General features: G+C 60.7%; 10 protein-coding genes. 5 read left to right on the forward strand and 5 right to left on the reverse strand.

Features of this window, described 5'->3' with window-relative positions:
- Window positions 1–31: 31 nt before the first annotated feature.
- Window positions 32–382 carry a helix-turn-helix transcriptional regulator gene (locus J5278_RS12120; protein ID WP_142828916.1) on the reverse strand — a complete coding sequence of 117 codons (351 nt, stop codon included), beginning with the start codon at window positions 380–382 and terminating at the stop codon, window positions 32–34.
- A gap of 186 nt (window positions 383–568) precedes the next feature.
- Here J5278_RS12120 and J5278_RS12125 point away from each other — a divergent pair, with 186 nt between their 5' ends.
- From J5278_RS12125 to J5278_RS12135, 3 genes are all read left to right on the forward strand, one after another.
- Window positions 569–1525, forward strand: coding sequence for an MYG1 family protein (locus J5278_RS12125; RefSeq protein WP_209183584.1), 957 nt, complete (start codon window positions 569–571; stop codon window positions 1523–1525).
- Between the two features lie 108 nt (window positions 1526–1633).
- Entirely contained in the window at window positions 1634–2116 is a 483-nt protein-coding gene (gene greA / locus J5278_RS12130; protein WP_209187393.1) for a transcription elongation factor GreA, read from the forward strand.
- 95 nt (window positions 2117–2211) lie between these two features.
- Window positions 2212–2784: a pyridoxamine 5'-phosphate oxidase family protein gene (locus J5278_RS12135; RefSeq protein ID WP_209183582.1), complete on the forward strand. Its 573-nt coding sequence runs from the start codon at window positions 2212–2214 to the stop codon at window positions 2782–2784.
- A gap of 58 nt (window positions 2785–2842) precedes the next feature.
- Here J5278_RS12135 and J5278_RS12140 read toward each other — a convergent pair whose 3' ends face one another.
- The gene (locus J5278_RS12140) at window positions 2843–5311 is read right to left on the reverse strand and encodes a penicillin-binding protein 1A (RefSeq protein WP_142828924.1); all 2469 of its coding nucleotides are present in this window, start codon (window positions 5309–5311) and stop codon (window positions 2843–2845) included.
- Window positions 5312–5557: 246 nt separating this feature from the next.
- On the reverse strand, window positions 5558–6754 hold the full coding sequence (locus J5278_RS12145; RefSeq protein WP_247749071.1) for an N-acetylmuramoyl-L-alanine amidase: 1197 nt from the start codon (window positions 6752–6754) through the stop codon (window positions 5558–5560).
- A 723-nt stretch (window positions 6755–7477) separates the two neighbouring features.
- Between J5278_RS12145 and J5278_RS12150 the strand changes: the two genes are divergently transcribed.
- Complete coding sequence (locus J5278_RS12150) at window positions 7478–10441, forward strand: ribonuclease E/G (protein ID WP_209187392.1); 2964 nt, start codon at window positions 7478–7480, stop codon at window positions 10439–10441.
- Window positions 10442–10576: 135 nt separating this feature from the next.
- Here J5278_RS12150 and J5278_RS12155 read toward each other — a convergent pair whose 3' ends face one another.
- Window positions 10577–11350 (reverse strand): phosphotransferase enzyme family protein, encoded by a 774-nt coding sequence (locus tag J5278_RS12155; protein ID WP_209183580.1) that lies wholly within the window; start codon window positions 11348–11350, stop codon window positions 10577–10579.
- Window positions 11351–11837: 487 nt separating this feature from the next.
- A complete protein-coding gene (locus tag J5278_RS12160) occupies window positions 11838–12995 on the reverse strand; it encodes a pyridoxal phosphate-dependent aminotransferase (protein WP_209183579.1) in 1158 nt (385 codons plus the stop codon).
- A 209-nt stretch (window positions 12996–13204) separates the two neighbouring features.
- On the opposite strand from J5278_RS12160, the gene J5278_RS12165 reads away from it, so the two are divergent.
- Entirely contained in the window at window positions 13205–13972 is a 768-nt protein-coding gene (locus J5278_RS12165; RefSeq protein WP_209183578.1) for a DsbA family protein, read from the forward strand.
- The last annotated feature ends 342 nt before the right edge of the window (window positions 13973–14314 follow it).

The following is a 14314-nucleotide window of genomic DNA, read 5'->3' on the forward strand; positions in this document are numbered from 1 at the left end:
ATTGCATCGAGCAGCTTCACTATAACGTCGCTCATGTCGGGTTTTCCTGTCCACAGCGCGGAATCAGTCTGGACACCAGGGGCGCGCAAAGGGCGGGATCTCCGCCGCAGCAGTCCTTGATCATGAAAAGGGTCAGGCGCTCGAAGCCTTCCAGATCCGCGCGGTAAATGATCGATCGGCTGCGGCGCTCGCTCCTCACCAGGCCTGCGCGAGACAGCGTCGCCAAATGCGCCGACATGGTGTTCTGCGGGATGTCCAGCATCCGCGCCAGTTCGCCAGCAGGCACTCCGTGCGGCTCGTGGCTTACGAGCAGGCGGAATGTCGCGAGCCGCGTCGACTGGGCCAAGGCTGCAAAAGCCAGAATCGCATTGTCATTTTCCATATATCCAGAATAACGGATATGTCGATGTCGTCAAGTCGAAGCCGCTCCCCGGGATCGGAGGCGATGCCGTTCCTCGCAACCGATCGCGCCCTATTCGCAATTTCACGGGGTTGAGATCGCCGGCGGCATTGGTTATCTGGTGCGTTCAACAGGCTGGCATTCCGCCAGGCACGGGGCACATACGGCATGAATCCAGATTTTCTCGTCACCCATTCCGGTGGCTTTCATGCCGACGAGCTTCTGTCGAGCGTCATCCTCACCAAATTGTACCCCGCCGCGCGAATCGTCCGCAGCCGGTCACCAGAGTGGATCAAGCCGAATCCGGATCGGATCATTTACGATGTCGGCGGCAGCTATGACGCGGACCAGCAGATCTTCGATCACCACCAGCGCGGCGCGCCCCTGCGCGACGATGGGCAGCCGTATAGCTCGTTCGGGCTGGTCTGGAAGCATTACGGTCGCGACTACCTCGCCGCGTCGGCTATTGCAGACGCGGACATCGACCCTATCCATGCTTCCTTCGACAGCAGCTTCGTCCTGCCGATCGACCTCATGGACAATGGCGCTCTTAGTCCAACGGGGCCGCTGGCCGGGCTGACTCTGCCGGCGCTGCTGGAAACGTTGAAACCGGTGTTCGACGAGACAGACCCTGAAGCCGACGATCGTTGTTTTCACGCCGCTCTGGCAATCGCCCGCAGCTTCGTCGAGGCACGGATTGCCCGCAGCGCCGCAAAATTGCGTGCGGAGGCATTGGTCCACAAGGCTATCGTCAATGCCGGGGATGGACGTATTCTCGAACTGCCCATGGGCATGCCGTTCCGCCCGGCTATCGTCAAGGCCGGGGCCGATCAGCTGCTGTTCGTGGTTCACCCGCGCGACAAGGACTGGTGCGTGACCGGCATTCGCCGCGCTGCAGAAGGTTTCGAACTGAGAGCCGACCTGCCCGCCGCATGGGCGGGACTCACCAATGGCGAACTGGAGGCGGCGTCCGGTGTCGAAGGTGCCAGCTTCTGCCATAATGGTCGCTTTATCGCAGCAGCGAGAACGCGGGAGGCTGCCCTTGCCATGGCGGCACTCGCCGTCGACGAGGCTATCGCCATCGGCCTGAAACCGGCAATATACACGGAACCCGCCACCGCCTGACGCCGCCTTGCACGAAGATTGGCGCCTTTGCGTGGAACAGCGTATCGTGGAGGTCGTTGTCTTCCGCGTATAGCGTTGTGCTCGCAAAGTCTGAAATGGAGTTAGAGATTGGCCGTTGCCTTCACCAAGGAAGAGAGTTTCGAGACGGCGTCCGAGACCCTTTTGCCGGATCGTCCGATTTCCACACACCCGAACCTTGTGACTGAAGCGGGCCTCAAGGCGCTCGAACTGCAGATGCAGCAGGCGCGCACCGCTTATGAGGTGGCAAGCAAGATCGACGAGGTCAACGAACGGCGTCGGCAGACTGCGAACCCGCTGCGCGATACGCGCTATCTTGCGGCCAGGCTTCGGACGGCACAGGTGATCCCTGCCCCCGAAAACGCCGATACCGTCGGTTTTGGCAATACCGTCACTTTCAGCCGTGACGATGGCCGGGTTCAGACATACCGAATCGTTGGCGAGGACGAGGCGGACCCAAAGGCCGGATCGATATCCTTCGTCTCTCCTGTCGCGCGCCTTCTGCTCGGCAAGGCTGTCGGCGACGTCGTCGTCATTGGAGATGGCGAACTCGAGATCAAGGCGATTTCATAGACTGTGCCAGACCTCGGTCGTCAAACCGGCCCTGGTCATGAATTCTTCGCAAAACATCGTCTTGGCATGCTGGAATTAGAACTCTAAAGTTCGGCATGGCCAAATTTTTCGAAACGCTAGAACCCCATCACCATCGCTTCATTGAAGCGCAGCACATGTTTTTCACGGCGACGGCCGCTCCAACGGGCCACGTCAACATGTCGCCGCGCAGCACAGACCTGTTCCGCATTCTCGGCAACAATGCTGCGATGTATCTCGATCGCAGCGGCAGCGGCAACGAGACTGCCGCCCACCTGAGGATAAACGACCGGCTGACGATGATGTTCTGTTCCGTCGAGGGACCGCCGCTCATCCTCAGGCTCTACGGCAAGGGACGCGTCATTCACCGCGATAGCGACAAATTTGCCGAGCTTCTGCAGGAAAAATACGAAAACAAGGCGCCGCTTGGGGCACGCCAGATGGTGTGGCTCGATTTCGATATCGTCCAGACATCCTGCGGCTATGGCGTTCCACTGTTTGAATACCGGGAAGAGCGCACCCAGATGGACGCCTGGGCAAAGGCCAAAGGCGTGGATGGGATCGAGGACTACTGGCGCGAAAAGAACCAGGTCAGTCTCGACGGTTTTCCGACCGGTCTGTTCGAGACGCCGGCAGCCGCCAAGTCGTAGTGGCGGTATATCGGAGCCGGCCTCGCCAGCCATTTCCGCTTAATCCAGCAATTTCCGCCTAATAAAGTCCGCCACTGCCTGATGTCACGGCCTGGTTGGCCTGCGGTGATGTCTTCAGGATCTCTTCCGGCGCCAGCTGCACCTCGCCACCGGCATTTCCGGCACCGATCACGGTGTAGGAGGTCGCAGGTCCGGTGCCGGGCTTGAATGCCTCGACGATCGAATCGGGATCGCCGGGCTGGGCGGCCATGCCGGTCTTGCGATCGACGGATGCCATGGTCATGCCGGTTGGCACGACGAATTTCTCCGGCGGCTCGCCCTTGGTGGCAGCCTGCATGAAGTCGTTGAAGATCGGGGCCGCCAGAGAGGCGCCCTGCACGCCGCGACCGAGATCGGTCGGTGTGTCGTAACCGACATACAGACCAGCCACGAGGTTCGGGGTGTAGCCGACGAACCAGGCATCCTTCTGGTCGTTGGTCGTCCCAGTCTTCCCGGCAACTTCGGTGTTGAGCTTGATCTTTCCGGCAGCGGTGCCGCGGATGATGACGCCCTGCAGCATCGACGTCACCTGATAGGCGGTCATCGGGTCGAGAACCTGTTCGCGGTTATCGACAACGGTCGGCTCCTGCTGGTTCTGCCAGTCCGTGGCATTGCAGCCGTCGCAGACGCGCTCCTCATGCTTGAAGATGGTCTTGCCGTAGCGATCCTGGATACGGTCGATCAGCGTCGGCTTGATCTGCTTGCCGCCGTTGGCAATGACCGAATAGGCCGAGACCATGCGCAGCACAGTCGTTTCGCCAGCGCCGAGCGACATGGCGAGCACAGGCGCCATCTTGTCGTAGATGCCGAACCGTTCGGCATATTCGGCAACGAGGTTCATGCCCATGTCGTTTGCCAGCCGCACTGTCATCAGGTTGCGCGAGTGCTCGATGCCGAAGCGGAGCGTGTGGGCGCCGCCGCCCTCGCCTTCGTAGTTTTCCGGCCGCCAGACCGTACCGTTCGACAGCTGGATTTCAATAGGATCGTCGAGCGCGACCGAGGCCGGTGTATAGCCGTTGTCCATGGCAGCAGCGTAGACGAACGGCTTGAAGGACGAGCCGGGCTGGCGCATGGCCTGGGTGGCGCGGTTGAACTGCGACTGACCGTAGGAGAAGCCGCCGACCATAGCGAGAACGCGACCGGTATGCGGGTCCATCGCCACCAGGCCGCCCTGTACCTTCGGCGGCTGACGGAGGCGGTAGCCGGCAGAATCAGCCAGCTTCTCGACATAGATGACGTCGCCGGGCGACAGGACGCCGGCCGGTGTTTTCGCCGTCTTGCCATTGGCTTCGGCGGAACGATAAGCCCAGCGCATATCGGCGGCTGCAATCGAGGCGCGCTTGCGCTCTGTCGACAGCTTGCCGGATGGATCGACGTCCGGCTGCAGGCCGATATCGACACCATCGCTCGAGACCGCCAACACGACGGCAATCTTCCATTCGGGAACATCCGACAAGGCTGGGATTTTGGAGAGCTCGATGCCCCAGTCTGTCGCTGTCGAGATCTGCTTCAGCGGACCGTGATAACCGCGACGCTCGTCATAACCGACCAGACCGTCCTGCAGCGCCTTGCGTGCCTCGATCTGCAACTGCGGATCGAGCGAGGTGCGGACTGAAAGACCGCCTTCATAGAGCTGCTTGTCGCCATACTTATCGATGATCTGCCGGCGCACTTCTTCGGAGAAGAAGTCGGCCGCGACGACCGTGCCGCCGGATCTGCGGGTCACGACGCCCAGCGGCTGCTTCTTGGCATCCTCGCCGTCGGCCTGGCTGACATAGCCATTCTCGACCATGCGGTCGATGACCCAGTTGCGGCGGGCGATGGCGGCGTCGGCATGACGGAAAGGATTGTAGTTGGCAGGACCTTTCGGGAGCGACGCCATATAGGCAGTCTCGGCAATCGTCAGGTCCGTTACCGGCTTGTCGAAATAGGTCAGCGACGCAGAGGCGATGCCATAGGCGTTGAGGCCGAAGTAGATCTCGTTGAGATAGAGTTCGAGGATCTTGTCCTTGCTGTAGGCCTGCTCGATACGGAAGGACAGGATCGCTTCCTTCAGCTTGCGGTCGAAGGTCTGGTCGGCCGACAGCAGGAAGTTCTTGGCCACCTGCTGGGTGATCGTCGAGGCGCCCACCGGACGACGACCGGAACCGAAATTCTGCAGGTTGACGAGTACGGCGCGGCCGAGACCGGTGATGTCGACGCCAGCGTGGTTGTAAAAATTCTTGTCTTCCGCGGAGAGGAAGGCGGCTTTGACGCGATCGGGAATAGCCTGAATGGGCAGGAAGAGCCGGCGTTCGCGGGCATATTCGGCCATCAGCGCGCCGTTGCCGGCATGGATGCGGGTGGTCACCGGCGGCGCGTAGTTGGCCAGCACTTCGTAATTCGGCAGATCCTTGGAGACGACGCCCAGATAGACGGCGGCAGCCGCAGCAGCGCCGACGAAGACGATGCAGGCCAAGCCAAAGAAATATCCAATAAGTCTGACCATATCGTCGCTACCAGTGTGTGTAGAAAAATTCGGCGCACGGGCAAAATATCCGCATACCCGGGCGTCTTGCACGCGCGAAGCCTATTAGCAAGAGATCAGAGGCGACAAAAGCCCTTTGCTCCGCCTCCTCCACCATAGTTCCGTTCGACGGCGGCAATGTGAGCGAAATAGGGCTCTGTCGCCTCATTCTCCAGTCGGCGGCGGACCTTCTGGCCGGCCTGTGGCAGACAAGCCACTATATCCCAGTCAACCGCCGTTTGCGACCGTCACTGCCCTGTATTGCCGAACTGCCTCGGTCAGCCGGTCCACCAGCTTGCCCCTCCACTCTTCGTCGAGCAGCAGCTTTTCGTCTTCCTTGTTGGACAGGAAGCCGAGTTCGACCAGGATGGAGGGCACGTCGGGCGCCGTCAGCACCTGGAAGCCGGCATACCGGTGGGGATTGTTGATCATCGCGATCTGGCCCTTGAAGGAATTCAGGACATCCTGCGCGAGCGATACGGAGAAGGCCTGCGTCTCGCGTCGGGTAAGGTCAGTCAGGATGTCGGCCACGCCCGGCGGCGGCGCCTTGACCTCGCTGCCAGCCAGCTTGTCGGAAGAATTTTCACGGTCCGCGACGTCTGCGGCCAGCCGATCCGACGCCTTGTCTGATATGGTGTAGACCGTCGAGCCACGGATATCCTTCTGCTTCAACGTGTCGGCGTGCAGCGATATGAACAGGGCGGCGTGGTTCTGTCGGGCGATCGTCACGCGCTGCGACAGCGAGAGATAGGAATCGCTGTCACGGGTGAGGAAGGCCTTGATGCCGGGTTGGGCGTTCAACTTTTCTGTCAGCGCCTTGGCGAAGGCGAGCGTGATCTGCTTTTCGGGTGTCAGGCCGTCGCTCGCCATGGCGCCGGCATCGATGCCACCGTGGCCGGCATCCACCGCAATCAGGAAATCGTTCGGCTTGACGTTTTCGACGGGGACCACCGGGCCGACATCGGCGGCGGTATCCTCGTCGGTCCATGTCTGCTTGCGCACGAGTTCGGCGTACTGTTCCGGCGGTACCATCTCAGCGTCGAGCACCAGACGGTATCCCCTGCCGGTTTCGTTCGACTGCACCCGCGCGACCACCAGCTTGACCGGCTTGATGGCGGTCAGAACGATGCGGGCACTGTCCTTGTCCATCGTCCCGTATCGAATATCCTTGAAAAGCCCGCGGGCATCGAGATCCTTGGCCGGAAAACCGAAAGCGGTGGCAGGCAGGTCGACAACGACACGTGGCGGATCGGCGAGGTAATGCACGGCGACGGACGGCTCGCGGTCGAGTTCGATGACGACGCGTGTGCGGGCGTCGTCGCCGGCAATGCGGGCACCATAGGCGAGGATGGGATCGGCGGAGGCAGCGGTGACCGGCGATGCAGCTGATGGCACAGTAGCCGGAGCGGCGTGAACAGTCGCCATCGTCGTTAGCAGCATGACGCCGAGCGCCGCCAGAATTCTGCCGCCTTGCCTTGCGCTCACCAGATACACCCCGCCATGCTTCAGTTCCTTAAATCGATCGACACGCCCATCCGGCAGCACTATGAACCACGCGGGAGAAGACGCCGAAAACAGCTGATTGCAGCTCTCGTCCAGCGTCAAACCGGGCTCCGAATCGTACAATGATCGCCAGCTATGGGTTCATCCGAGGAATCCATCATTATTATGGCACACTTGGCTTTGTCCTTGCTATTGTGACGGTTAGATCATACAACGAACAATAGGGTAGAAGTGTTGACGGGATAGAGTCGCCGCAAAGGCAGCCGCCCAAATCTATGGCGCCACAACCGGCCATCGTCCGCCGTCTGAGTGCTTCCATCCTGATACTGGATCCCGAATTTCCGGCTTCGTGCAGGAATTTCATCGGTGGAAAAGCCACCAAACGCCCTTCAAGAAGGGCAAATTCATCGGACCCAACTGGGTTTAGGGCATTGTCGATCTCGCTTGGTTACGGATGTTGTCGCAGCAGCTTTTTTCTAAAGTGTACAGGCCCCGGGTTCTCCCGGCTGTTGTCTGGCTGTTGCGCAATCGCAGAGACCCATCGCGACTATCATTATCCGGCGCCGCAGTGGCGGAGTGCATCCAGCCTGTCTTAACGACAGTCCGGTCATATCCCCAGGGGCTGCGCCGAGGAGCACAGCTTTCATGGCAGACAAAATGCTTATCGACGCGTCTCACGAGGAAGAGACGCGCGTTGTCGTGGTTCGAGGGAACCGCATAGAAGAATTCGACTTCGAGTCAGAGCACAAGAAGCAAATTCGCGGCAACATCTACCTGGCCAAAGTCACCCGCGTCGAGCCGTCCCTGCAGGCTGCATTCGTCGATTACGGCGGTAACCGGCACGGCTTCCTGGCCTTTGCCGAAATCCACCCCGATTACTACCAGATCCCGCTTGCCGACCGTCAGGCGCTGCTGCGCGCCGAGGCTGAAGAGCATCGCCGCGACAACGACGTCGAACACGTCGAGACCGCCTTCGATCTGGCCGAGCAGGAGCAGCCGGATGTCGGCATCGTCGCTGCGCCGGAGCCTGTCGCTCCCGTTGCCGAAGATGCCGTGGTTGCACAGGAGCCCGTCGCTGCAGAAGCCGGCGCCGCTGCTGCCGAGCCGGCACCTGTCGAGGTTTCCGCCAAGCCGGTTGCCGATGCCGAGCCTGCAAGCGCTGAAGCGCCAGCTGCAGAAGCTGAAGCCGAAACGCCTGTGAAGAAGGTGGCAAAGCCACGCCGCAGCCGCGCCAAGAAGGTCGTCGCCGAAGATGCGACGCCATCCGACGTCGAAGCGCCGGCATCCGACGGCAGCGACGAAGGTTCGTCCGGCTCTATGGCTGCCATGGTCGAAACCGACGAGGTTTCGGAAGACGTTCGTCCGTCCAGCCGTCGTAACAACGACGACGACGACGATGACGACCACGAAGAAGAGATCATCGAATCCGTTGGCGCCGAAGACGCCATGGAAGAGGTTCCCGAGCGTGCCGCGCGCCGTCCGCGCAAGCAGTACCGCATCCAGGAAGTCATCAAGCGTCGGCAGATCCTGCTGGTGCAGGTGGCCAAGGAAGAACGTGGCAACAAGGGTGCAGCACTCACCACCTATCTGTCGCTCGCCGGCCGTTATTCGGTGCTCATGCCAAACACCGCGCGCGGTGGCGGCATCTCGCGCAAGATCACCAACCCGCAGGATCGCAAGCGCTTGAAGGAAATCGCCCGGATGCTCGAAGTGCCTTTGGGCATGGGCGTCATCCTGCGCACGGCTGGTGCCAACCGTACCAAGGTCGAAGTCAAGCGCGACTTCGAATACCTGATGCGCCTTTGGGAGAACGTCCGGACGCTCACCCTCGCCTCCACTGCGCCGACGCTAGTCTATGAAGAAGGCTCGTTGATCAAGCGCTCGATCCGCGATCTCTACAACAAGGACATTTCGGAAGTCATCGTCGCCGGCGAAGAAGGCTATCGTGAAGCCAAAGACTTCATGAAGATGCTGATGCCGAGCCACGCCAAGGTGGTTCAGCCTTACCGCGATATCCACCCGATCTTCTCGCGCTCCGGCATAGAGGCGCAGCTTGACCGCATGTTGCAGCCACAGGTGACGCTGAAGTCCGGCGGCTACCTGATCCTCAACCAGACAGAAGCGCTGGTCGCTATCGACGTAAACTCGGGCCGCTCTACCCGCGAGCACTCGATCGAAGAAACGGCGCTGCAGACAAACCTGGAAGCGGCCGAGGAAGTCGCCCGCCAGCTGCGCCTGCGCGACCTTGCCGGCCTGATCGTCATCGACTTCATCGACATGGAAGAAAAGCGCAACAACCGCGCTGTCGAGAAGAAGCTGAAGGAATGCCTGAAGGACGACCGCGCCCGCATCCAGGTCGGTCGCATCTCGCATTTCGGCCTTCTCGAAATGTCGCGCCAGCGTATCCGCGCTTCCGTGCTGGAATCGACCACGCAGGTCTGCTCGCATTGCGGCGGCACCGGATTGGTGCGTTCGCAGTCGTCGGTTGCCCTGCATGTGCTGCGCGGCATCGAGGAATACCTGCTGAAGAACACGACGCACGACATCACCGTGCGCTGCACGCCGGAAACGGCGCTCTACCTGCTCAACCACAAGCGGGCGACGATCATCGATTATGAAAACCGCTTCGGCGTGTCGATCATCATCGACAGCGACCCGAGCGTCGGTGCGCAGCACTTTGCCATCGATCGCGGCGAAGCCGTCGAAAACCCGGTAAAGATCGAAACCCTTTTCAACTTCGCTGCCATCGAGGAAGACGAGGACGACGACGTTCCCGTCGAGATCGACGAGGACGAAGAAGAAGAGATCGAGGAAAAGGCAGCTCCTGTCGAACAGGCCGTGGCCCGCTCCGAGGGCGACCCGAACCGCAAGCGCAAGCGTCGCCGCAGACGTCGGGGCAAGAACGGCGGAGCCGACGGCCAGGTCATGCAGGATGCCGACGGCAATGACATTGTCGGCGACGACAGCGACGACGCAGATGGCGAAGATGAGGACGACAGCGAAGACGGCAAGGCCGCAGTCGAGGGTGAAGGCGAAGTCTCGGCACTGTCGAGCGACGAGCAGGGCAAGCGCAAGCGTCGCCGTCGTGGCAAGCGTGGCGGTCGCCGCAATCGCGACGAGAACGGCAACCTGATCGCCGACGGCGAAGGTACGGACAGCGAAGAAGCAACGTCTGCCGACGAAGGCGACGAGACCGCCGCAACCAGCGCGCCGACCGAAGCCCCTGCTCTCGAGCAGCCTGCCGCGATCGACGCCGAAGTTGCGACCGAGGAACAGGTCAAGCCGAAGGGCCGCAGCCGTCGCAAACCGAAGGCCGAAGCTGCCGAGGCACCTGCAACTGAAGCCGGTGCCGAGCCTGCAGTTGCCGCCGAACCTGTGCTGTCTCAGCCTGTGGCTATCGAGCCAGAGGCTCCGGTTGCCACAGCTTCCAACGCCCAGCCTGCAGAATCCCCGGCGACAGAAGCTGAGAAGCCGGCCCGCGCCAACCGCCAGTCCAACCTCGCCTCCTCCGAGCCTGCGGTCAAATCGACCCAGGCCACGGACAAGGCAACCGACGGCGACGGCAAGCCGAAAAAAGCCGGCTGGTGGCAACGCCGCGGCTTCTTCTGAAAGATTTTCGGAGGCCAATGAATAAAATCCGGCTGCAGCAATGCAGCCGGATTTTTTTATGGTGTGTTTGGTTGGGGTTTGAACCGAATTAGCTGCAGACGCAGTACTTCTGCTTCCGCCAACTTGCCAGCGCGCTTAACGGGTAAGGGCTAATATCAATTGATCCACCCGCCTCTGGATGTGAACAATATCGCGCAGATATAAGTCTGCATGTCCGGCTTCAACGTTCTGCACAAATGTCCCGTCGCCTGCCTCAGCGCTTGCACGAATGAAGTTTACCAGCGCCGTCAGGCGTCTGCATATGACTTCCGGAAGCTGAACTCTTTGTTCATGTGTCGCGCCATAAGCATCGCAGAAAATTGTCGCTCGCTGAAACTGTTCTTCGAGTTCAAATACCACGCCGTGATTGGATGGATCGGACAGTGGCGCCCACCGGTAAACTGCATACGCCAAGTCCCATAGAGCGGGTCCCGGATGTGCAGTATCAAAATCTATGATTCCTGTCGCAATTCCGTCGATGGCTGTCACGTTGTAGGGCGCGAAGTCACCGTGACACACGATCTCCTCCGGCTCTTGTGCCTGCAGAAACCACGTCTGCACCGCGCGATCAGTTTCAAGGAACCCCTCTGATGCGGAATGGAAGTACCGGAGAAGCTGTCCTGCCGAGGCCAACATCTGCTCTGAGCCGACATCCGGATCACCGAGATGCTCGCATACGCGCCCCTCGACGTAGCTCACGACCTCGTAAGTGTCGTTGATTACTATAGGCGTTGGTGCCCTCAAGAAGCCTTTCGATTGCAGATGCCGCAAGAACCTGTGAACCGTCGGGGTCCATGGTCCAGCCGGACGTAGGACCGTATTTCCCTCAAGCCATATCTTCCCGGCTCTGCCCCCGTTTAAAGCCTCCAACTTTCACTCCTTCACCGTGAGTTTTCATGCTGACATTTGCTGACACACGAGTAACGCAGGCCCGACAAACTTTCTCCCAGGAAATTAGAAAGCTGCCTCGCAAGTTCCGAGATAAATAGCACCTTTCAACGCACGGTTCGGCAGCTTGGCCACATGTGTTGGCCCGCGCGACCCCAGCCGTTTGTTTTTACTTTATCACTATGGTTTTCATCGCTTGAGCAAATGCGCATGGCGAATACACAGGATCGATCTGGGGCACTGCAGCCGGATCTCCCCCCTTGTGGGGGAGATGTCACCGGAGGTGACAGAGGGGGGTGGCGCGGCAAATTTGGAGGTGTTGGTATCCAACCCCCTCTGTCGGCCGAGCCGACATCTCCCCCACAAGGGGGAGATCACGCCGGGGCTGACATGGTTCTTGCCTCATACTTCGAATCAACGGCTTGCTTGATTGATTCCGCGGATGCTGCCAACCCTCTGAAAACTAGGCCTATCTCAACCAATCTGCGAGCCGCTCGACGGCTTCCTCGATCTCGGCATTCGAGCCTGCATAGGAAAACCGCAGCGCTCGGAAACCTTCCAGCGGATCGAAATCCAGGCCGGGGGTGGCGGCGACGTTGATCTCGGCGAGCATCTTGCGCGCAAAGCCCATGCTGTCGTTGGTGAAGCGGCTGACATCGACATAGGCGTAGAAGGCGCCGTCCATGGGCGAGGCTATGGAAAAGCCGATCTCCGGCAGGCGGCGGGCGAGCAGGTCGCGGTTTCTGGCGTAGCTTGCCTTGTAGACATCGAGTTCGGCGGAGGCACCGAGAGCGGCAGTGGCGGCGATCTGCGACAGTTCCGGGGCCGAGATGTAGAGGCTCTGGGCGACACGCTCGATCGGCCGCACCAGGCGCTCCGGCAGCACCATCCAGCCGATGCGCCAGCCGGTCATGCAGTAATATTTCGAGAACGAGTTGATGACGATGGCGTCATTGGTGATTTCAAGTGCGCTGGTCTCTTCTCCGACGAATGTCAGGCCGTGGTAGATCTCGTCCGAGATGAGGGCGATGGCGTTGTCAGCGCAATAGGCTGCGAGCACCGCCAGCCCTTCCCGGCTGGTGACGGTGCCTGTCGGGTTGGCGGGGCTGGCAAGCAGCACGCCCTTCAGCCGCTTGCCGCTTTCGACCGCCGCCGCCTCGAGGCTCTCGGGCGTCAGCGTGAACGCTGTCTCGGCGCTGACCGGCACCTCGATCACCTGAAGCCCGAGGGCAGACAGGATATTGCGGTAGGCGGGATAGCCGGGGCGTGCGATGGCCACGCAATCGCCGGGGTCGAACAGCGCGAGGAAGGCCAGATTGAAGCCGGCCGACGAGCCCGTGGTGATGGCGATGCGCGCGGGGTCGATGGAAAGACCGTGGCGCGACTTGTAGTGGCCGGATATCGCCTGCTTCAGGGCAGCCATGCCGAGTGCATCGGTGTAACCGATGCGGCCATGCTCCAGGGCGCTGCGGGCCGCCTCCAATGCTGCCTTTGGCGTCGGGTGCGATGGCTGGCCGACAGCCATGGAAATGACGGGATGGCCGGCCTGACGACGCCGCGTCGCCTCGGCCAGGACGTCCATGGCGTGAAACGGCTCGACGTCGCTGCGCTTGGATAGGGAAAACAAATTCGGCACCTTCTCGACTGTTTGCGTGGCCAGACAATTGCCGCAAAGCTTGCGTGTTCACAATGGCGCGATTGTGCGGCACTGATGAAATTAGCTGTTTGACCTTTTACCGCAGCACCTTACCTTGCCGCTTTGTGTCGGCAGATGTTAACCACGCGGTGATAGCTGAACCCGGACACCCTGCCCAGTTACCAGATGACGAGGATTTTATGGCCCTGCTTTCGAAAACCCTGATGAGCCTTTCGGCGGTTGCCCTGTTCTCGTCGCTTGCCTTCTCCCAGCCAGCGCTGGCGATGGACGAGGCGCAGAAGAAGGAGATGGGCGACTTCATCAAGGAATACCTCGTCAGCCATCCCGAAGTGATGCTGGATGTGCAGGCGGCGCTCGAAAAGAAGCAGGAAGAGCAGCGCCTCAGCCAGTCGAACAAGGCGATTTCGGACAACAAGGACGAAATCTTCAACAGCAAGTCCGATGTCAACATCGGCAATGATAAGGGCGATGTCACCATCGTCGAGTTCTTCGACTATAATTGCGGCTATTGCCGCCACGCGCTTGCCGACACCGACGCGCTTCTGAAGGCCGACAAGAATATCCGCTATGTCCTCAAGGAATTCCCGATTCTCGGGCCGGATTCAGTGGCAGCCTCGCGCGTTTCCGATGCTTTCCGTCGCCTAGCACCGGCAAAATATGCCGAATTCAGCCATACGCTGCTCTCCAGCGAAGGTCGCGCCACCGAGGACAGCGCCATCGAGGTCGCCGGCACGCTGGGCATCAAGGAAGATGCGCTGCGCAAGGAGATGGCCGCCAACCCGAACACCGACAGCGTCAAGGCCACATACCAGCTGGCGACGGACCTCGGCGTTACCGGCACGCCGGCCTATGTCATAGGCAACGAGGCTGTCTCCGGCGCCATCGGCCTCGATGCACTGAAGGAAAAGGTCGCCAGCGTGCGGGCCTGCGGCAAGACCAGCTGCTGATCGGCTGGTCTACGTACCCATCCCCCATCATATTGCCGCAATCGCCCCCTGTTAGATGTGGACAAGGGCTGGCTGCCGCAGCAGCGCGTGCGTCCCGTGCCTTGGGGGCTTTCCTCCGGAGGCTCGGGAGTCTATAGGTTGCCCTGGACTTTGACGGAACCGATGATGACGCACACCATTCTTCTCCTCAACGGCCCGGCGCTCCCAGCGTCAGTCGTGCCTGAGCCAGACGCTGGCGACAGCGGGATCCCGATGCTACGGGAAGCGGCTCACGAAGGAAGCGGTGCGCGGCGGCGGCCCGCCTAGCAGACGACAGAGGCGCATCGCGCCAAACCAAATTGA

It is taken from the genome of Rhizobium sp. B21/90, from assembly GCF_019355815.1.
Classification (GTDB): domain Bacteria; phylum Pseudomonadota; class Alphaproteobacteria; order Rhizobiales; family Rhizobiaceae; genus Rhizobium; species Rhizobium rhododendri.